Source organism: Microbacterium mcarthurae (assembly GCF_046064585.1).
Taxonomy (GTDB): domain Bacteria; phylum Actinomycetota; class Actinomycetes; order Actinomycetales; family Microbacteriaceae; genus Microbacterium; species Microbacterium mcarthurae.
On record NZ_JAROCE010000007.1, the window covers coordinates 1 to 17,543 of the forward strand.

Genomic DNA, 17,543 nt, shown 5'->3' on the forward strand with positions numbered 1-17,543 from the left:
TTCGCCGCCGGCTCGTGCTCACGACGCTTTGGTCCAGTCCTCCCCAGCAGCGGACTCAGTCGTCTCAGCGACGCCCGCTGAGGTGTCAATGACATACAGCGGGGAGGTCTTCGACGCCTCCAGCGCCATCGCGGTCGAAGTGATTGACTCCTCAGGAGCGAACGTTGCACTGACGCCTCCGGTCGTCGCTGACACGACGGTGACCCAGGCAGTGAAGCCAGTCACGTCTCCAGGCGTAGTCACGGTGCGATGGCGCGTGGTCTCCAGCGACGGTCACCCCATCAGCGGTGAGTACGCGTTCACGGTTGACGCTCCCGTAACGCCCACGGCGTCCGCCGAACCGGACCCCTCTGCAACCACGGGTGCCCCCTCCTCATCTGAGCAGAGCCCGGCCATCTCGTCGACACCAGAACAAAGCGCGACAGCAGACGCCGTGGCGGAGGTCGAAGAGCCACGGAGCGGAATCGGTCTTCCGCTGTTAGTGACTGGCGTCGCTGTCGTCATTCTGGGCGCGGCGGCGCTTGTGCTTTTCTCGTCCGGACGGCGTCGACGACAGCAGCAGGTGGGGCAGTGAAGGAACACCGTCAATGAGCAGTGAGATTTGGTCGACACACCAGTCACGCCCTCTAACGCGCAGGGAACGGCGCCACGCTGATGAGTTCAGGATGCGTGAGGCGCGGAGCTCCCACGGTCCTGAGGCCGCGCGCGCAATGCGCGCCCGCCCGCTTGTTGCGAGTGCGTTGGCGCTGGCGCTCATGTGTCCTCTGGCGCTGCCGGCGTACGCGGCCTCACCTGTCACGGACTCCGAGCCGACCTTGCAGCAAGCCGCTGCGGACGACTCACAACAATTCACCGTGTCCTCCGCGCTCCCCGCTTCGCCCCTGGACAGGCAGAGCTACGCAGCGACGTCTCAGGAAGAAATTCATCAGAAAAAGGCGCGAGAGGCTGCGGCGGCCGCGGCCGCCGCAGCACGCGCAGCTCGGCCCGCTACCACCTTCGCTGCTGAACGCGCAGTCCCCGTCCTCGCCGCCGGTAGCGGGGTTGTGCGCTGGCCATTGACCTCGACGTTCAGAGTCACGGACCAATTCGGAGCAAGAGGCGGGGCGCACATGGGCACCGACATGGTGACCGCGGGCGGCACGCCAATCTACGCGTCCGTGGCCGGGACAGTCGATGTCTCGAGCGAGAGCTATGGCGCCTACGGCGTCGCTGTCACCGTTGAGTCCGTCGTCAACGGCCAACGTATCCGGGCCGTCTACCCGCACATGCAGTACAACACCCGGCAGGTCGGCAGCGGCCAGGAAGTGCAGGCGGGCCAACTCCTCGGACTCGTCGGAAGCACAGGCCGCTCCACCGCAAACCACTTGCATTTCGAGGTGTCCGTCAACGACGTCACCGTGGATTCCCTGGCGTGGTTGGAAGCGAATGCTCAGTGACTAAACGCGCCATTACAAAGCGCGGCGGCAGGCGCCGCGCCGCACCGCAGCGAACGGCACTGCAAAAGAAACTCGACGATCGATACGGCCGCACTTCGCTTCCCTGGCGTCGCCGAGCTTTCTGGATCAGTGTTGCTGTGTTCGCGGTGGCTGCCATTGCCTACCTGGTCTGGATCACACTTCAAAATAGCTTGGACGACATCTCCATCGCCGAGACCGGCTACCTCGTCGTCGATGAGCGGGCTGTGACGGTGTCCTTTCAAGCCACCCCTCCCTCCGGCGCACGGTTCGCGTGCGCCATCCAAGCCCTGGACGAGGATTTCGGCGTCGTGGGGTGGCGGGTCGTCGAGTACGCCCCCTTCCCCGAGACCACTCGATCCTTCACCGAGCGCGTTCCGACTCTCGCCCTGGCAACCACCGGCACCGTCAAAGAGTGCTGGACAATCTAAGGATTCCACCCGTGACCGAATCATCCGCCCTCACCCTTGATGGGCTGTCCCTGCTGATGGTGTGGACGGCCATCGGCGTTTACGCGCTCGCCTTTGCGGCGTATGCCATCGACCTTGCCGTGCGCGTGTCTCGCGTCGAGGCGCCCGCTGCGGAACTCGTGACGGTCGGGGACGTGGCTCCACCGGTGGCGCCCCCGGCGGCCGCGGTGCAATTGCAAGTGCCGCCACGTGAGCGCGAACGTCTCGTATGGGCACGTATCGGAACCGCCCTCACCATTTTGGGATTCGCGCTGCAGCTGAGCGGGGATGTCCTCCGAGGCATCGCCGCAGCTCGTGTGCCGTGGGCGAACATGTACGAATTCGCACTCACCGGCACCCTTCTCATCGTCGGCGTGTTCCTTTTCGTCCTTCGGTGGTACGACCTGCGTTTCCTCGGCTCCTTCTTGCTTGGGATGGTCGTCCTTCTTCTGGGTGGTGCGACCTTGGCGTTCTACGTCGAAGTCACCCCTCTGATGGACCCGCTGCGAAGCGTGTGGCTTGTCATCCACGTCTTCGTGGCCTCCCTTGCGACTGCGCTGTTCGCCATCGCGTGCGGCCTGTCCGTGACGCAACTTCTGCAACACCGGCGCGAGAATCGCCCCTCCGTCAACACGCGGCGGGGCCTGCTTCGAACCCTGCCCACCTCTGAAGATCTGGAAGCCCTGGCTTACCGGTTCGCCATCATTGGCTTCATCTTCTGGACCTTCACCCTGATCGCCGGAGCCATCTGGGCAAACGACTCCTGGGGACGCTTCTGGGGTTTTGATACCAAAGAGGTGTGGACTTTCATCATCTGGGTGCTGTACGCCGGGTACATCCACGCCCGTGCCACCCGTGGATGGCGCGGTAACCGTTCTGCGTGGCTGTCCATCGTCGGGTTCGCTGCGGTGCTATTCAACTTCACTGCCGTGAACATGTTCTTTAAGGGTCTGCATGCCTATTCGGGGCTGAACTGATGCCTACTTCCGGCGCCAAGCTTGGGCGCGCCCACCCGACGGTGACGGTGGGGTCACCTGGCTCCACGCGGCTTCCGTCTCTGCAACCGCGCCGTTGGAACGTGTACCGCGTGATTGCGCTCATCATCCTCGTCGTCAGCGCAGTCGCTGCCTTGGTGTGCGCTCTCGCAGTCGGCGGTGGCGCTGCCCCCTTGCAACTAGCCGACGCAGGGCCCCTCGCAAGGTGGGGGCTGCCAGTGTCAAAGCTCGTCGTAAACATGAGCGCCGCGGGGATGGGAGGGGCGCTCTTTGTCGCCTTGTTCACGTTGCGCGTCGAACAGCGCGGGTTTGAATTGGCGTTGGATGTTGCCGCGGTATGTGCCGCCATCTTCACTGTGGCATCTGCTGCTACTGGCTTCTTCAGCTTCATGGTCATCTTCAACCCCGCGTTCAATGCCGGTCCCGAATTCGGGTCTCAGCTTGGCCGGTACCTCGTGCAGACCGAGGGGGGACGTGTGTGGTTGATGACGACCATCGCGGGTGCCATTCTCGCGGTGCTCACATTTGCGGTGCGTTCGTGGGGCGGGACAGCAACCGTGGCACTTCTCGCGCTGGCAGCGCTTGTCCCGATGGGAACACAAGGCCATTCAGGTGATGAGGCCTCTCACCAGCAAGCCACGACAGCCATCGTCATACACCTCATCGCCGCAGCGGTCTGGCTCGGTGGTCTGCTGCTGCTGGCGATCATTCGTTCCGTCACTTCCAAGAGTGAGATGGCGACAGTTCTGATGCGGTACTCCACCATCGCCGTTATTGCCTTCGCGCTCGTCGCGTTCTCGGGCACGGTTCGAGCCGCCATCGGCCTAGAAACTCTCGGTGCTCTCGCCTCCCCTTACGGCCTCATCCTCATCGTCAAGGTTGTAGCCCTCACCGCCATCGGTGTTCTGGGGGCGATCTACCGACTGCGTCTACTCCGAAGGATGCGCGCCAACCCCAGCGACGCCAAGACTTTCTGGCTGCTGTTGTGTGCGGAGTTGGGATTGATGGGGATGGCTAGTGGAGCGGCTGCCGCTCTCGCGAGAACACCGCCGCCGATTCTCCCCGAACCTGCAGGCGCGCTCACACCCGCTGAGGTACTCACCGGCGCTCCGCTACCTCCTGAGTGGACTATGTCGCGTTGGTTCACGGCGTGGAGCCCCGACCTGCTGTGGTTAGTTGCCGCCGTGCTCGGACTCATCTTCTACGTGAGCGCTGTGCTGCGGCTAAAGGCGCGTGGGTACCGATGGAACCCCTGGCGGGCGACCGCGTGGGTGGCAGGGACGCTCCTCTTGGTATGGGTCACTAGCGGAGCGTTGGGCGCTTACCGTAGCTACATCTACAGTGCGCACGTTCTTGGGATAGTCATTCTCCTTGTCGGGGTGGTGCCCCTTCTCGCAGCCGGGGCGCCAATCGAGCTCGCCCGCAAGGCAGCCCATCGCCGCGAAGACGGCAGCAGGGGAGGGTATGAATGGGCGCAGGTGCTCATGCATTCGCGAGGTGTGCGTTTCGCTTCGGCACCCGTGGTCGCTGTCCCGGCCACCGCGATGTTGATTTGGCTGCTTTTCAGTTCTGACCTCCTCCGTTGGACAGTAGGGGATCTCCTAGGGCGGCAAATGGCGACGGCAGCAACCCTCGTCGTGGGATCTCTGCTCGTGCGTGGCTTGATAGGTGGTGACGGGTCCAGCCGCCGGCCGACACAGATGAAGCTGCTGATGGTCGTCGGTTTAGCTGTGGCGATGGCGGTTGTATCTGTGTACATCTCTACTGCCGGTCTAGTAGCCGCCGACTGGTTCGGTGCGATGGGCCGCACCTGGGGTAGAGCACCAGCCGAAGACCAAGACTTCGGTGGAGTGGTGCTGGCTGCTGGCTCCGCGATCGCGGTCGTTCTGGGTGGGTGGGTGGTGTTCCTCTCCCGTGCGCGGTAGAACGACGTCCTAGATTCCTCATGCGGCGTGCGACAGAAGCCGTCATGGCTGATCTGAGGTGCTCTACCCGCTCAGCGGTGATGGTCGTCGTCGTGCTCTTCCTCGAGGAGCATTCCCACGGAGGTGGCGCAGGCGTCGCCGCGCCATGCCTCGATACCCTCTCGGATTGCGAAGGCGGCGATGACGAGTCCGGCGATCGCATCGGCCCACCACCAGCCGAACAGGCTGTTGACAATGAGGCCGACGAGAACCGCGGCGGACAGGTAGGTGCAGATGAGGGTCTGCTTGGAGTCGGCCACAGCGGTTGCCGATCCCAGCTCGCGGCCCGCGCGTCGTTCCGCCAGCGAGAGGAATGGCATGATGACGACGCTGAGCGCGGTGAGCACGATTCCGACAGTGGAGTGCTGCACGTCGACTTGGCCCACGAGCGCGAGCACCGACGTTGCGGTGACGTAGGCGGCAAGGGCGAAGAACGCCACGGCGATAACGCGCAGCGTGCCCTTCTCCCACCGCTCGGGGTCGCGGCGGGTGAACTGCCAGGCCACGGCTGCCGCCGAGAGGACTTCGATCGTGGAGTCCAGGCCGAACCCGATCAGCGCAGCCGATGAGGCGACGGTGCCGGCGGTGATGGCGACGACGGCCTCAATGAGGTTGTAGGCGATCGTCGCGGTGACGATCCACTTGATGCGGCGTTGGAGAGTGTGCCGGCGGTCGTCTGTGGGGCGAGGGGTGGTGGTGGTCATGCGCAGGTGCAGCTTTCTCCGGCGCAGCAGCCCGGTTCGACATAGAGGACGACGCGTAGCAGCTCGTCCAGGGCGGGTGAGAGGTGAGAGTCAGCAAGCCGATACCAGGTGCGCCGCCCATCCGGCACAGCCTCCACGAGCCCGCACCCTCGAAGGCACGCGAGCTGGTTCGACATGACCTGTCGGGAGACGCCGAGAGCGTCCGCTAGGTCGGAGGGGTAGGCGGGTGCTTCCCGCAGTGCCAGCAGCACGCCCGCGCGCGTGGAGTCGGAGAGCGCGTGGCCGAGGCGCGCGAGCGCGGCGGTATGCGTCACGGTGGCAGTCGCAGTGGCTGTGGACACGTGTCGACAGTACAGGACTTGCTGAATAATCATCCCCGGTTGGGCGGCCCACTCCGGTGGACGCGCGCAGGGGGATGAATAGGAGTGTTGCGCTACATACCCTAGGGGGGTATGGTATCTAGGTGAACGGATACGAGGGCAACAAAGACGACCTCCAGAAGCGGCTGCGTCGCGTCGAGGGTCAGGTACGAGGGATCGCCCGAATGGTCGATGAAGACAAGTACTGCATCGACATCCTTACGCAGGTCTCCGCCGCGACGAAGGCTTTGGAGACGGTTGCTCTATCCCTGCTCGGGGATCACCTCCGCCACTGCGTCGCGGAGGCGAGCGCAGAGGGCGGCCAGGTTGCCGCAGAGAAGATTCGTGAGGCCAACGACGCGATTGCACGGCTCGTCCGTTCCTGATCCCGCACCGACCCCAGAGGAGCAAATCATGACCGACCGCATCGACCTCGGCCTGAAAGACACCAACGCCGGCTGCGCTTGCTGCGCCACGTCCGCAGCGACAGACGCACCCGCGTCCACCGCGGCGACGGTGACAGAAGACGTCCTGGTGACCGGAATGACATGCTCGCACTGCGTGTCGAGCGTCACGGAGGAGCTGACTGCGATCGACGGTGTCGAGAATGTCACGGTAGACCTCAACGCCGGCGGTACGTCGCGCGTCACCATCCACAGCTTGACCCCGATCGATGCCGCCGCAGTGCGGGCCGCGGTGGAGGAGGCCGGCTACACCCTGGCCGGCGCACCCGCATGAGCGCGGTCGACGTCGAACTCGATATTTCCGGGATGACATGCGCGTCGTGTGCGACCCGGATTGAACGCAAGCTGAACAAGCTTCCCGGTGTGGAAGCAACGGTGAACTACGCCACCGAAAAAGCACGTGTTCGCGGGAACGACGTCGACCCTGCCACCCTGATCGCCGCCGTCGAATCCGCGGGGTACCAGGCGGCTCTCCCCGCACCGCCACCGAGCGGTGATATCGATGAGAACACCCCAAACCGAGAGGACGGCGAGGTCGGGGCGCTACGGCGGCGTCTGCTGATTAGTGCCGCCCTGTCGCTGCCGGTGGCAGTGTTGTCGATGGTCCCGGCGTTGCAGTTCGAGTACTGGCAGTGGCTTGCCCTCACTCTCACCGCCCCGGTGGCGGTCTGGGGCGCGTGGCCGTTCCACCGGGCCGCGGCCGTCAACGCCCGACACGGCGCGGCGACCATGGACACCCTCATCAGCGTTGGCGTCATCGCCGCATTCGGGTGGTCCCTTTACGCGCTGTTCTTCGGTGGCGCAGGCGTGCCCGGCATGACGATGACGTTCACCCTCGTCGGTACCCCGCAGGCCGGGGGCCACGAAATCTATCTGGAAGTGGCCGCGCTGGTCACCGTCTTTATCCTGGCCGGGCGGTATGCCGAAGCGCGCGCGAGGAAATCATCGTCGGAGGCGTTACGGGCGCTGCTGGAGATGGGCGCGAAGCACGCCACGCAGCTCGTCGACGGCGCCGAACGGATGGTGCTGGTCGCGCAGCTGTCGGTCGGAGACACTGTGCTCGTTCGACCGGGGGAGAAGATTCCCTCCGACGGGCTGGTGATCGATGGTGCCTCCGCCGTCGATGCCAGCATGCTCACCGGAGAATCAGTCCCCGTCGAGGTGACGACTGGGTCGCGTGTCGTAGGAGCGACGGTGAATGTCGGCGGCCGCCTCACCGTAGAAATCACCCGGGTCGGCGCCGACACCGAGCTCGCGCGCATGCGCCGGCTGATGGAGGAAGCCCAAACCGGCAAGGCCAAGGTGCAACGCATCGCTGACCGGGTGTCGGCCGTGTTCGTCCCGATCGTCATCGGACTTGCCGCCGCCGCCTTCGTCGGCTGGATGATCGCTGGGGCATCGCTGGAACAAGCGTTCACCGCCGCGGTCGCGACACTAATCATCGCGTGCCCGTGCGCGCTTGGCCTCGCCACCCCCACCGCCCTCTTGGTGGGCACCGGCCGGGGCTCGCAGCTGGGAATCTTGATCCGTGGACCGCAGGTGCTGGAGCAGACCCGCACCGTCGACACCATCGTGCTCGACAAGACCGGCACCGTGACCACCGGCAAGATGACCGTCACCACCGTTCACCCCGCCCCTGGTGTCACCCGGGACGAGCTGCTGCGGGTCGCCGCTGCGGTCGAGGCGGGCTCCGAGCATCCCGTCGCCCGCGCGATCACCGCCACCGCGCCTGGTGCATATGCGGACAGCTTCGCCTCGCACGCCGGGTTCGGTGTGCAGGGGATCGTGGACGGCGCCGCGGTGGTCGCGGGCCGCGCCTCCTGGCTGGCCGAGCAGTGGGGCATCCACCCACCGTCGGAGGCCGCAGCGGAGCTGAACACGCTCGCTCGTACCAGTACCGCAATCGCGGTCGGCCGCGACGGGCGGTACCTGGGCGCGATCGGCGTGGCGGACACGGTGAAGCCGACCAGCTCGACCGCCATCGCACTGTTCCGCGCACTCGGGCTGCGCCCGGTGCTCCTCACCGGCGACAACGACACCACGGCCGCACGGATCGCCGCTGAGGTCGGCATCTCCGACGTGCACGCCGGCGTCACCCCCGCCGGGAAGCTCGAAGTGATCCGCCGGCTCCAAAACGATGGCCACGTGGTCGCAATGGTCGGTGACGGCGTCAACGACGCCGCGGCCCTCGCCGCAGCCGACCTCGGCCTTGCGATGGGGGGCGGCACGGACGCGGCGATCGCCGCCAGTGACATCACGATCGTCTCCGGCGACCTGACCGTCGTGGCCGACGCGATCCGACTCTCCCGCCGCACCCTCCGCACCATCAAGAGCAATCTGTTCTGGGCCTTCGCCTACAACGTCGCCGCCATCCCGATCGCCATGGCCGGGCTGCTGAACCCGCTCGTCGCCGCGGCGGCCATGGCGCTGTCGTCGGTGTTCGTCGTGACCAACAGCCTCCGGCTGCGCCGGTTCCGCCCCGAGCCGGCACCCGTGCACATCGCCCGCACTCCCATGCCCCAACCGAACCTGAATCGTGCGCCGTGGCGGCGCACCCAGCGAAGGAGGCTCCCATGAGCCAGCACGAACATCACAACCACTCGGCCCGCACGAACCACCAGGGCCACAACGCTCCGGCGGCAACGGCAGTACACGACCACGTAGCGATGGGCCACCCGCACGGCACGGATGATCGGGCACCTGCGGCGGGGCACGCCGGGCACGGTCACGCCGACCACGGCGGTCACGCCGGTCACGGTGATCACGTCGCCCGGTTCCGGCGGCTGTTCTGGATCATGCTGGTTCTCGCGGTGCCGGTCGTGGCTTTCTCCAGCATGTTCTCGATGCTGATCGGCTACCCGCTGCCGGACGCGGCGTGGGTGGGATGGGTGTCCCCGATTCTCGGGACCGTCATGTATGTCTGGGGTGGCGCCCCGTTCCTTACCGGCGCCGTCAGCGAGCTGCGCGCCCGCAAGCCCGGCATGATGCTTCTCATTGCCCTCGCGATCACCGTCGCGTTCCTCGCGTCCTGGGGGGCAAGCCTCGGGCTGTTGCACCACGAGTTGGACTTCTGGTGGGAGCTGGCGCTGCTGGTCGTAATCATGCTTCTCGGGCACTGGATCGAGATGCGATCCCTCGCCCAGACCACCTCCGCCCTCGACTCCCTCGCCGCGCTCCTGCCCGACGAGGCCGAGAAGGTGGACGGGGAAACCACCGTCACCGTCGCCCCCGCTGAGCTGCAGGTCGGTGACGTGGTTGTGGTCCGCCCCGGTGGGCGGGTTCCCGCGGACGGGCGGATCGTGCAGGGCTCGGCCAGCATGGACGAGTCGATGATCACCGGAGAATCCCGCCCCGTTCGCCGCGGCGACGGCGATCAGGTCGTCGCCGGCACGGTCGCCACCGACTCCGGAGTTCGCGTAGAAATCACCGCGGTCGGGCAGGACACCGCCCTCGCGGGCATCCAAAAGCTCGTCACTGAGGCTCAAAACTCCTCCTCTCGCGCGCAGCGGCTCGCGGACCGTGCTGCGGGGTGGCTGTTCTGGTTCGCGCTCGGCGCGGCCGCGGTCACCGCCTTGGTGTGGTCCCTGGTGGGATTCCCCGACGAAGCGGTCATCCGCACCATCACCGTTCTGGTCATCGCCTGCCCGCACGCCTTGGGACTGGCGATCCCGCTCGTCGTGTCGATCGCCACGGAGCGTGCCGCGCGCGGCGGTGTTCTGATCAAGGACCGTCTCGCGCTGGAAAGCATGCGCACCGTCGACACGGTGCTGTTCGACAAGACCGGCACACTCACCAAGGGAACGCCGGCCGTCACCGCGATCGACCCTGCCGAAGGGGTCGATGCAGACGAACTGCTGGCCTTGGCCGCCGCCGCCGAGGCGGACTCTGAACACCCCCTTGCTCGGGCGATCGTGAACGCCGCGAAAGAGAAGCAGCTCACCGTCCCCTCCTCCAACGACTTTGAATCGTCACCGGCCGTCGGTGTCCGCGCGCAGGTCACCGGGCGCACCGTCCAGGTCGGCGGCCCCTACATGCTCGAGCAGGAGAAGGCCGCTGAGCGGTCGATCGCGAACGAGTGGCGCAACGAGGGTGCGATCATCCTCCACGTCCTCATCGACGGGCAGGTGGCAGGAGCGCTGCGCCTGGCGGACGAGATCCGCCCTGAATCGCGCGCCGCGGTCGACGCGCTGCACCAGCGGGGCGTGCAGGTGGTCATGATCACCGGAGACGCCGAAGCGGTTGCCGCATCCGTCGCCGCCGACCTCGGCATCGACCGCTACTTCGCCGGGGTCCGCCCCGAAGACAAAGCATCCAAGGTCAAGCAGCTTCAGAACGAATCCCGCAAGGTCGCCATGGTTGGTGACGGGGTGAACGACGCACCCGCCCTCGCGCAAGCCGATGTCGGTATCGCCATCGGCGCGGGCACCGATGTCGCCATCGCGTCCGCCGGGGTCATCCTCGCCAGCGACGACCCCCGCTCCGTGCTGTCCGTGATCGACCTGTCGCGGGCCAGCTATCGGAAGATGAAGCAGAACCTGTGGTGGGCCGCCGGATACAACCTCGTCTCCGTCCCCCTCGCCGCCGGAGTGCTCGCCCCTATCGGGTTCGTCCTCCCCATGTCCGTCGGAGCGATCCTGATGTCGCTGTCCACGATCGTCGTCGCACTCAACGCGCAACTTCTTCGCCGGCTCGACCTCAGCCCGCAAGCCGTCGCCGCGAAGTAGTTTCCCCGCGCCCGCAACCCCCGGGTCGCGCTCGGCGCCCGCTTTTATCGTGGCAGGCGCCGGGGACGGTCCCCGGGAAAGGACCAGCGACCATGACTGCTGTTGACCAGATGCTCACCACGCACCCCAAGGCCGGAACCATTGACGCTGCGGACGCCCTCGCCCGCTGTATCCAGGCGTGCATCGAGTGCGCGCAGACCTGCACCGCGTGTGCCGACGCTTGCTTGTCGGAGGACATGGTGGCCGAGCTGGTGACGTGCATCACCAAGAACGCCAACTGCGCCGACGTATGCGCCGCGACCGGTGCGGTGCTTTCTCGACAGACGACGGTGGACGCCGATGTGGTTCGCGCTGTTGTGGAGGCGTGCCGCACCGCGTGTGCCTCCTGCGCGCAGGAATGCGAGCAGCACGCCGACATGCACGAGCACTGCCGCGTCTGCGCAGAGGCGTGCCGTCGCTGTGAGCAGGCGTGCACCGACCTTCTCGCGGCGTTGTAACCGCGGCACACCAACGACCCACCCCGACGGGTCCAGAGCCCGCCGTCACTGCCGGGAAAAGTTAGCCTAGAAATCCATCAGGAGGTGAGAATGTCGCTGATTGCCCTTGCACACCAGTTGCGTGGCCAGCGCGCGGTCACCCGCACCCTCCTGATGATGCTGGCTGTCGTCGGCGCCGTCATCGCGGGGCTCCTGGCCATGCACTCCCTCAACACCCACGCCACCACCGCCGGCCACGGCGGCACGGTGGCCGTCAGCGCCGAGCCGGCACCACCCAGCGCCCACCACGACGCCTCTCCCGGTACCGCAGCGGTGAACACCACCACCGCCGCCACGGATCATGCAGGCTGCACCGACTGCGGCGACGATCACGCGATGACCTGGATGGTCTGCGTTCTCGCGCTGCTTGTCAGCGTGATCCTGTTCGCGCGGCTGCGGATCGGCTGGCGGATCACCCTGCGAGACGACGTACTCGCCATGATCCACCCCCGATCGCCCGCATCGGCCCACCCGGTTCCGCCGCCCTCACTTACCGTTCTCTGCATCAGTCGCACGTGATGACGCGTCCGCCCGCCTCCATGCGGGCAACGCACCTTCCGGCTCGACAACCGTCGCGCCTCATCACTGACTAATGGAGAACACCACCATGAACACCCGCGCCGCGGCGACCGCCGCGCTCACCCTCACCAGCCTTCTCGTCCTCGCCGGATGCTCCGGCGGAACCACCTCCGGCGGCAGCATGCCCGGAATGGACCACGGAAGCAGCAGCAGCGCTACCCCCGCGCAATCTGCTGACGCCAACGAAGCGGACGTCATGTTCGCCACCATGATGATCGAGCACCACACGCAAGCGATCGAGATGTCCGACACCCTCCTGGCCAAAGACGGCATCGACGAGCGGGTGACCGCGCTGGCGGAGCAGATCAAGGCCGCCCAGGAACCTGAAATCGCGCAGATGGAAGGCTGGTTGGAGGACTGGGGCGCCAGCGCCCCCGACACCGGCAGCATGGACCACGGCGGCGGCATGATGAGCGAAGAAGACATGCAGTCGCTCGAGCAGGCCACCGGTACGGACGCTGCCCGCCTGTTCCTCCAGCAAATGATCGAGCACCACCGCGGTGCGATCGAGATGGCGCAAGAAGAAACCGGCAACGGCCAAAACAGTGACGCCGTCGCCCTGGCCAACCAGATCGTCGAATCGCAAACGTCCGAGATCGCCACCATGGAGGAGCTTCTGGCCACTCTCTGATCACCCGTGGTGGGGCGCGGAAAGCCACCGCACCCCACCACCGGATCAGACGAAACGCACCCCCATGCAGCACCACCACACCAACCTCACCGCGCCGGGCTCCCGCACCCGCGCCCTGTCCTTGGCCGCCTTCGTCCCCATGGTCGCGCTTGCTCTCGCAGGCTGCGCCAGTTCACCGTCCCTCACAGGTGACGACCACCCCGAGCAGCCGCTCACGCACGTGCACGGCATCGTTGATGACCCCGCCACCGATGGGTTCCTCATCGGAACCCACGAGGGCATCTTCACCGTCACCCGTGACGGTGAGCTGGGCGCCCGCCTGGCGAAGACGGACTTCGACGCGATGGGCCTGACCGTCCTTGACGACACACTCGTGGCATCCGGCCACCCCGGTCGGACCACCCCGCCCGAGCTGGGAGCCCCCAACCTGGGCATCATCCGAAGCTCCGACAACGGGCAGAGCTGGCAACCCACCGCATTCACAGGCGAGAAAGACTTTCACGCCCTCGCCGCGGACCCCCGCGGAACGCTCTACGGCGTCGCCACCGACGCCAATGAAATGCTCACCAGCACAGACGGCGGTGTCTCCTGGCAGCCCACCGGGGCACCCGTCTACGCCATGTCGCTCGCCGTTGACGCAGCGGGGCGAGTGATGGCCTCCACCGCGGACGGTCTGCTGGTCAGCACCGATCGGGCTGCCACATTTCAGGCGTGGCCGGATGCTCCCCTTCTTGCCGGGCTCAGCGCCTCCCCGGACCACAACCGCGTGGTCGGTATCGGCACCCAGGGACGGATCTGGGCCACAACCGCGGGAGCGCAGAACTGGTTCGAAGTCGGAACGATCCACGGCACCGCCCAAGCCGTCACCATCACCAACAACGGCGACATCCTCGTCGTCGATGACAGCGGCCTGAGCCTCATCCCCTACCAGCAGTAACGCGCATCGCGGCGGGCACCGCCCTCCGCCACCCGCGAAGGGCCCGCACGAATACCCGTGCGGGCCCTCCTCGTTCCCAGATCAGCCGCGGTGCTGGGAACCGTCACCGGTGCTCCCGCTGATGGGAGCGTGGTCTCGACGGAGCAGATACAAGGCTGCCCACCCGAGCAGGCCGAGGGTTGTGAAGATGTCAGCCACGTTGAAGATGGCGAACCAGTCGACAGCGATGAAGTCGACGACCTCTCCGCTGAGCGGTCCGGTTTCAGCGCGTGTGGTGCGGTCCCACAGGTTGCCGATCGCGCCGCCGGCGGCGGCAGCCAGCAGCGCAGTAGCGCCCATGCTCTGCCTCCGCAGCACTCGGATGACGATCCACGTGAGCAGCGCGGCGACAAGGACCATAACGCCGACGACAAGCGGCGCTCCTACATCGCCGCCGAGACCGAATGCGACCCCAGGGTTGAACACGAGGCGCAGGGATACGCCCAGTCCAAGGTCGATATCACGGCCTCCGTCGAGGTAGGACAGGGCCCACGCTTTGGTGAGTTGGTCGACCGTGAAGGCGGCAACTACGGCAGCAGCGGCAGCGAGGAGGCGTGTGAATCTGCTCACGACAGGACTTCGATGAGGCGAACGATCACGCCGGACTCGATCAGGATGTACAGGCCCAGCCCGATGAACACGGCCGGCACGAGCCAGTGCTCGATCTTCTCGAGGGCTTCTGTGACGGCTTTGCTGGTACCTACGAAGCGGGCGACAAGGCACCACACGGCGACCAGGACCAAGAACACGATGATGGTGACGATGGTGTCCGGAACCGGGTTGGTGCGGAACACAGGGGTGTACAGCGAGATGTTGTCGGCGCCGTTTGCGATGGTGATGCCGGCAACTCCGAGCAGGCCCCCGGCGCTGATGGAGCTTTCGTCGTCGTCGTCATCGTCGCCGCGACGTCGGAGCGTACGAATCAGCCCGTACACACCGATCGCAAGTGGGACCAGGCCCAGCAGCCCGACCCATTCGTCCGGGACGATGGTCAGGCCCGCGGCGGCGAGGCTGCTGATTGCGACCAGGGCGATGAAGCCGAGGTACTGCCCGGCCACGACCTTCCATCCCGGGAGGGCTCCGCGTGCGGACGCGAGAAACAGAACGGTGAGGACGACGATGTCGTCAATGTTCGTCGCCGCAAACAGGCCGATGGCAGCCACGATGGTTCCGATCATCGGGCGTCGCTCCCGTACGTCTTGCACAGATCGACCTTGAAACCCGTCGCGGCGAGGAGGCGCTCGGCCGCTTCGAGAACATCGATCACCTCAGGAGTGGAGACAGAGTAAAAGTTCTGCCGGCCCTCACTGCGGGCAACGACAAGCCCGCATTCGCGGAGGCATCCAACGTGCTCCGACACGGTCGATTGCGCCAAGCCGAGCTCATCGGTCAGGTCCCTCACCCGAGCTTCACCGGCTGACAGCCGACGCAGTATCGACAGGCGACTGTGATCGGCAAGAGAGTGGAACAGGGAGACGGCAGCTGCAAGATCTTGTGTCATCGTCACCCGCCGATCATATCGGTTTTCACCGATGAACACCGGGCGTGCAAAACCGATCGGTTTCGCACCAACCCCGAGGTCGTCGGCAAGATCCCGTGGATTGGCGGGTAGATGTGATGCGAAACCCCGGTGCGAATGGTGTCCGGATGGGGATCGCTATCCGGTACGGCAGGGGCCGGCGGCCCAGCGACACGGATTCCGCGAAATCCCGCGGGGGACACTCGTACCGCATAGGCGTCCGGTTGCCCATACCGTTAAGGGTAACCTATGCGGTACGCTCCGCTTATGAGGGTGGGATACGCGCGAGTCTCGACAATCGAGCAGGACGCCGAGCGGCAAGTGGCTCGGCTGCTCGAGCTCGGCGTGCCAGAGGACCGCATCTACAGCGATGTCGGTTTTAGCGGCGCGAAAATGACCCGGACCGGGCTGGACAACGCCCTGGCCGCGGTGCGCGAGGGCGACACCTTCGTCGTTCCCGCACTCGACCGTCTCGCGCGGAACACCGAAGGAGCGCTCGAGGTGATCCGCCGACTGACGGATGCCGGGGTGATCTTCCAGAACGGCACCACGCCATACGATCCGAAGGACCCGATGGCGAAGCTGTTCTTCACCATCCTCGCCGCCGTCGCCGAGGCGGAAGGCGGGTGGATCAGCTTGCGCACGCGCGAGGCTATGGCGCGACCAAAGGTCCGCGCGAAGCTGAAAGGCCGGCGCCCGAAACTGACCGAACGCCAGGACGAGAACATCGCCAAGCACATGGCCGCGGGCGATCTCGCGGTCGCGGAGATCGCGCAGATGTTCAACACGTCACGCACGGGCGTCTACCGAGCCCAGGCGCGCCATCAGGCGCGCAGCGCTCAGAGGGTGGGGGAGTGATGGAAACGCTCAGGATCGTCGGCCTCGTCGTCGGCGGGATCATTCTCCTGGGTGCTCTGGCGACCATGGGCGTGTGGGTGCCGAAGGTGCTCTATCGCAGCCCGGAACCGGGCAAGCTCGACGGCCTCACGGTGAAGTTCACCGATGCCCGGGTGTCCAAGGACCGCGTCATCGACCGCACGTGGGCGGTGTCGGTGTACATGCAGAACGAGGGCAGCCGCCCGCGGGAGATCCCGCGCATGGCCTACGACACCGCGTTCTGGTCGAACAGGCGGACGGGCATGACCCGGGCCCGCACCGAGTACAAGGGGCACCTCGAGCACGATTTTCAGTACGAGGTTGTCCAGGGCAACGGCGTCGTCGCCAATCGCGTGCTCAATCCCGGCGACACCCCTGCCGTGTTCACCGCCTACGTCACAATGCCGGGGGACCAGTACCCCGAAGCGCTGGATATCGCGTCATTCGACGGGTCCCAGGCCGTCAAGCATCTGCGCGGGCGCCTACAGGTGAGCGCGGACGCATGATCTCTTCCCCAAGGGGCCAGGCCCCGCGCCTTTCCGGAGGGCTGTCGATAGCCTCGATCACACGGCTGATCGAGGGGGGCAGAGATGGCACCACGTCGTCGCGCGCAGCGGCCACACGAAGGGCAAGGCGTCTTCGACCTGTGGGGGCTGTCCGAGCAACAGGCCGACCAAAGCATCGAGCAGGCGCGGAACGCGCCGCCCGCGCCCGTCGAGCAGCAGCTCGTCGACGGGCAACTGGACTTCAACTTCGACGAGGACACGGAGGTTCGCGATGAACCGGTACGGGATGCTCGCACGCGAGCACTGGACGAAGTACGCACCCAGCAGAGTGGCGCAGCTGGAGAACCCGGACGAGTTCTTCGAGAGCCTGGGGGAGCAGGTAGCGGATCGGGTGACGACCCTCTCTCGGATTCTCGAGGGGCAGCATCGCCCGTCCCCGGACTACCTGGACCAGGTGGCGCTGCTGAACGCCTACCGGAAGCAGGCGGAGGAGCGGGCGCTGAGCGATCTGGTGTGGTTGACGCCGGATCAGGTGGAGTACGACGAGACGGAAGCGGCATCCCAGGAACTGGGGGAGCTTCCCGATCGGGCGGAGCTCGAGCGGCAGATTCGGTACCTGCAGGAGGATCAGAGCGACCCGGACTCGGCGCTGCTGACGGCGGTGTACGAGGAACGTCTGGCGCAGATGCAGCAGACGTTGGCGCGGATCGTGGAACTGGAAGCGAAGGTTCCCGAGGGGTACTGAGCTTCCGTCCTGCCGCGCAGGACGATCTGGCACCCTCGGGTGTCAAGGCGCGCTTCCAGGCG

The 17,543-nt window shown here is 66.1% G+C and carries 21 protein-coding genes; 16 read left to right on the forward strand and 5 right to left on the reverse strand.

Annotated elements, in window-relative coordinates:
* The 5 genes from P5G46_RS14965 to P5G46_RS14985 all read left to right on the forward strand — a co-directional run.
* Nucleotides 1-574, forward strand: a 574-nt coding sequence (locus P5G46_RS14965; RefSeq protein WP_408905982.1) for a copper resistance CopC family protein, incomplete at its 5' end; no start/stop codon positions are given.
* 535 nt (nt 575-1,109) lie between these two features.
* Nucleotides 1,110-1,436, forward strand: coding sequence for a M23 family metallopeptidase (locus P5G46_RS14970; protein ID WP_239278227.1), 327 nt, complete (start codon nt 1,110-1,112; stop codon nt 1,434-1,436).
* Nucleotides 1,433-1,885 (forward strand): DUF4307 domain-containing protein, encoded by a 453-nt coding sequence (locus tag P5G46_RS14975; RefSeq protein WP_256334328.1) that lies wholly within the window; start codon nt 1,433-1,435, stop codon nt 1,883-1,885. The genes P5G46_RS14970 and P5G46_RS14975 overlap by 4 nt, the downstream gene beginning before the upstream one ends.
* A gap of 11 nt (nt 1,886-1,896) precedes the next feature.
* Nucleotides 1,897-2,880, forward strand: coding sequence for a c-type cytochrome biogenesis protein CcsB (ccsB, locus tag P5G46_RS14980; protein WP_239278206.1), 984 nt, complete (start codon nt 1,897-1,899; stop codon nt 2,878-2,880).
* Between the two features lie 236 nt (nt 2,881-3,116).
* Nucleotides 3,117-4,823, forward strand: a complete 1,707-nt coding sequence (locus P5G46_RS14985; protein WP_167345294.1) for a bifunctional copper resistance protein CopD/cytochrome c oxidase assembly protein — start codon at nt 3,117-3,119, stop codon at nt 4,821-4,823.
* A 71-nt stretch (nt 4,824-4,894) separates the two neighbouring features.
* Here the strand turns inward: P5G46_RS14985 and P5G46_RS14990 are convergent, their stop codons facing one another.
* Together P5G46_RS14990 and P5G46_RS14995 are read right to left on the reverse strand one after the other, a co-directional pair.
* Nucleotides 4,895-5,566 (reverse strand): cation diffusion facilitator family transporter, encoded by a 672-nt coding sequence (locus tag P5G46_RS14990; RefSeq protein WP_058233657.1) that lies wholly within the window; start codon nt 5,564-5,566, stop codon nt 4,895-4,897.
* Nucleotides 5,563-5,940, reverse strand: a complete 378-nt coding sequence (locus P5G46_RS14995) for an ArsR/SmtB family transcription factor (RefSeq protein WP_076677834.1) — start codon at nt 5,938-5,940, stop codon at nt 5,563-5,565. Before P5G46_RS14995 ends, P5G46_RS14990 begins: the two co-directional genes overlap by 4 nt.
* Nucleotides 5,941-6,029: 89 nt before the next feature.
* On the opposite strand from P5G46_RS14995, the gene P5G46_RS15000 reads away from it, so the two are divergent.
* The 8 genes from P5G46_RS15000 to P5G46_RS15035 all read left to right on the forward strand — a co-directional run bounded on the left by P5G46_RS15000 (nt 6,030) and on the right by P5G46_RS15035 (nt 13,796).
* Entirely contained in the window at nt 6,030-6,311 is a 282-nt protein-coding gene (locus P5G46_RS15000; protein WP_058233655.1) for a metal-sensitive transcriptional regulator, read from the forward strand.
* A gap of 28 nt (nt 6,312-6,339) precedes the next feature.
* Nucleotides 6,340-6,663, forward strand: coding sequence for a cation transporter (locus P5G46_RS15005; RefSeq protein WP_058233654.1), 324 nt, complete (start codon nt 6,340-6,342; stop codon nt 6,661-6,663).
* The gene (locus tag P5G46_RS15010; protein ID WP_083709106.1) at nt 6,660-8,966 is read left to right on the forward strand and encodes a heavy metal translocating P-type ATPase; all 2,307 of its coding nucleotides are present in this window, start codon (nt 6,660-6,662) and stop codon (nt 8,964-8,966) included. Before P5G46_RS15005 ends, P5G46_RS15010 begins: the two co-directional genes overlap by 4 nt.
* On the forward strand, nt 8,963-11,113 hold the full coding sequence (locus tag P5G46_RS15015) for a heavy metal translocating P-type ATPase (protein WP_083709105.1): 2,151 nt from the start codon (nt 8,963-8,965) through the stop codon (nt 11,111-11,113). Before P5G46_RS15010 ends, P5G46_RS15015 begins: the two co-directional genes overlap by 4 nt.
* 92 nt (nt 11,114-11,205) lie before the next feature.
* Nucleotides 11,206-11,610 carry a four-helix bundle copper-binding protein gene (locus P5G46_RS15020; protein ID WP_076677831.1) on the forward strand — a complete coding sequence of 135 codons (405 nt, stop codon included), beginning with the start codon at nt 11,206-11,208 and terminating at the stop codon, nt 11,608-11,610.
* 90 nt (nt 11,611-11,700) lie between these two features.
* The gene (locus tag P5G46_RS15025; RefSeq protein WP_076677829.1) at nt 11,701-12,168 is read left to right on the forward strand and encodes a DUF6153 family protein; all 468 of its coding nucleotides are present in this window, start codon (nt 11,701-11,703) and stop codon (nt 12,166-12,168) included.
* 88 nt (nt 12,169-12,256) lie between these two features.
* A complete protein-coding gene (locus P5G46_RS15030; protein WP_058233676.1) occupies nt 12,257-12,859 on the forward strand; it encodes a DUF305 domain-containing protein in 603 nt (200 codons plus the stop codon).
* A 64-nt stretch (nt 12,860-12,923) separates the two neighbouring features.
* A complete protein-coding gene (locus P5G46_RS15035) occupies nt 12,924-13,796 on the forward strand; it encodes a F510_1955 family glycosylhydrolase (RefSeq protein WP_256334330.1) in 873 nt (290 codons plus the stop codon).
* A gap of 81 nt (nt 13,797-13,877) precedes the next feature.
* Here P5G46_RS15035 and P5G46_RS15040 read toward each other — a convergent pair whose 3' ends face one another.
* The 3 genes from P5G46_RS15040 to P5G46_RS15050 are packed head-to-tail and all read right to left on the reverse strand — an operon-like array spanning nt 13,878 to nt 15,336.
* The gene (locus P5G46_RS15040; protein ID WP_058233650.1) at nt 13,878-14,405 is read right to left on the reverse strand and encodes a signal peptidase II; all 528 of its coding nucleotides are present in this window, start codon (nt 14,403-14,405) and stop codon (nt 13,878-13,880) included.
* On the reverse strand, nt 14,402-15,013 hold the full coding sequence (locus P5G46_RS15045) for a cadmium resistance transporter (protein ID WP_058233649.1): 612 nt from the start codon (nt 15,011-15,013) through the stop codon (nt 14,402-14,404). The genes P5G46_RS15040 and P5G46_RS15045 overlap by 4 nt, the downstream gene beginning before the upstream one ends.
* Nucleotides 15,010-15,336, reverse strand: coding sequence for an ArsR/SmtB family transcription factor (locus tag P5G46_RS15050; RefSeq protein ID WP_058233674.1), 327 nt, complete (start codon nt 15,334-15,336; stop codon nt 15,010-15,012). Before P5G46_RS15050 ends, P5G46_RS15045 begins: the two co-directional genes overlap by 4 nt.
* Nucleotides 15,337-15,621: 285 nt before the next feature.
* On the opposite strand from P5G46_RS15050, the gene P5G46_RS15055 reads away from it, so the two are divergent.
* The 3 genes from P5G46_RS15055 to P5G46_RS15065 all read left to right on the forward strand — a co-directional run bounded on the left by P5G46_RS15055 (nt 15,622) and on the right by P5G46_RS15065 (nt 17,481).
* Nucleotides 15,622-16,212: a recombinase family protein gene (locus P5G46_RS15055; protein ID WP_076677903.1), complete on the forward strand. Its 591-nt coding sequence runs from the start codon at nt 15,622-15,624 to the stop codon at nt 16,210-16,212.
* Nucleotides 16,209-16,736, forward strand: a complete 528-nt coding sequence (locus P5G46_RS15060) for a hypothetical protein (RefSeq protein WP_146185273.1) — start codon at nt 16,209-16,211, stop codon at nt 16,734-16,736. Before P5G46_RS15055 ends, P5G46_RS15060 begins: the two co-directional genes overlap by 4 nt.
* 271 nt (nt 16,737-17,007) lie before the next feature.
* Complete coding sequence (locus P5G46_RS15065) at nt 17,008-17,481, forward strand: hypothetical protein (protein WP_076677824.1); 474 nt, start codon at nt 17,008-17,010, stop codon at nt 17,479-17,481.
* Nucleotides 17,482-17,543: the final 62 nt, after the last annotated feature.

Excerpts from the sequence above, each read along its gene's own strand:
- P5G46_RS14970 (WP_239278227.1), top strand. The coding sequence starts at position 1,110 with ATGGGCACCGACATGGTGACCGCGGGCGGCACGCCAATCTACGCGTCC.
- P5G46_RS14990 (WP_058233657.1), bottom strand. The coding sequence starts at position 5,566 with ATGACCACCACCACCCCTCGCCCCACAGACGACCGCCGGCACACTCTC.
- P5G46_RS14995 (WP_076677834.1), bottom strand. The coding sequence starts at position 5,940 with ATGATTATTCAGCAAGTCCTGTACTGTCGACACGTGTCCACAGCCACT.
- P5G46_RS15005 (WP_058233654.1), top strand. The coding sequence starts at position 6,340 with ATGACCGACCGCATCGACCTCGGCCTGAAAGACACCAACGCCGGCTGC.
- P5G46_RS15010 (WP_083709106.1), top strand. The coding sequence starts at position 6,660 with ATGAGCGCGGTCGACGTCGAACTCGATATTTCCGGGATGACATGCGCG.
- P5G46_RS15015 (WP_083709105.1), top strand. The coding sequence starts at position 8,963 with ATGAGCCAGCACGAACATCACAACCACTCGGCCCGCACGAACCACCAG.
- P5G46_RS15020 (WP_076677831.1), top strand. The coding sequence starts at position 11,206 with ATGACTGCTGTTGACCAGATGCTCACCACGCACCCCAAGGCCGGAACC.
- P5G46_RS15025 (WP_076677829.1), top strand. The coding sequence starts at position 11,701 with ATGTCGCTGATTGCCCTTGCACACCAGTTGCGTGGCCAGCGCGCGGTC.
- P5G46_RS15030 (WP_058233676.1), top strand. The coding sequence starts at position 12,257 with ATGAACACCCGCGCCGCGGCGACCGCCGCGCTCACCCTCACCAGCCTT.
- P5G46_RS15035 (WP_256334330.1), top strand. The coding sequence starts at position 12,924 with ATGCAGCACCACCACACCAACCTCACCGCGCCGGGCTCCCGCACCCGC.
- P5G46_RS15045 (WP_058233649.1), bottom strand. The coding sequence starts at position 15,013 with ATGATCGGAACCATCGTGGCTGCCATCGGCCTGTTTGCGGCGACGAAC.
- P5G46_RS15050 (WP_058233674.1), bottom strand. The coding sequence starts at position 15,336 with ATGACACAAGATCTTGCAGCTGCCGTCTCCCTGTTCCACTCTCTTGCC.
- P5G46_RS15055 (WP_076677903.1), top strand. The coding sequence starts at position 15,622 with ATGAGGGTGGGATACGCGCGAGTCTCGACAATCGAGCAGGACGCCGAG.
- P5G46_RS15065 (WP_076677824.1), top strand. The coding sequence starts at position 17,008 with ATGAACCGGTACGGGATGCTCGCACGCGAGCACTGGACGAAGTACGCA.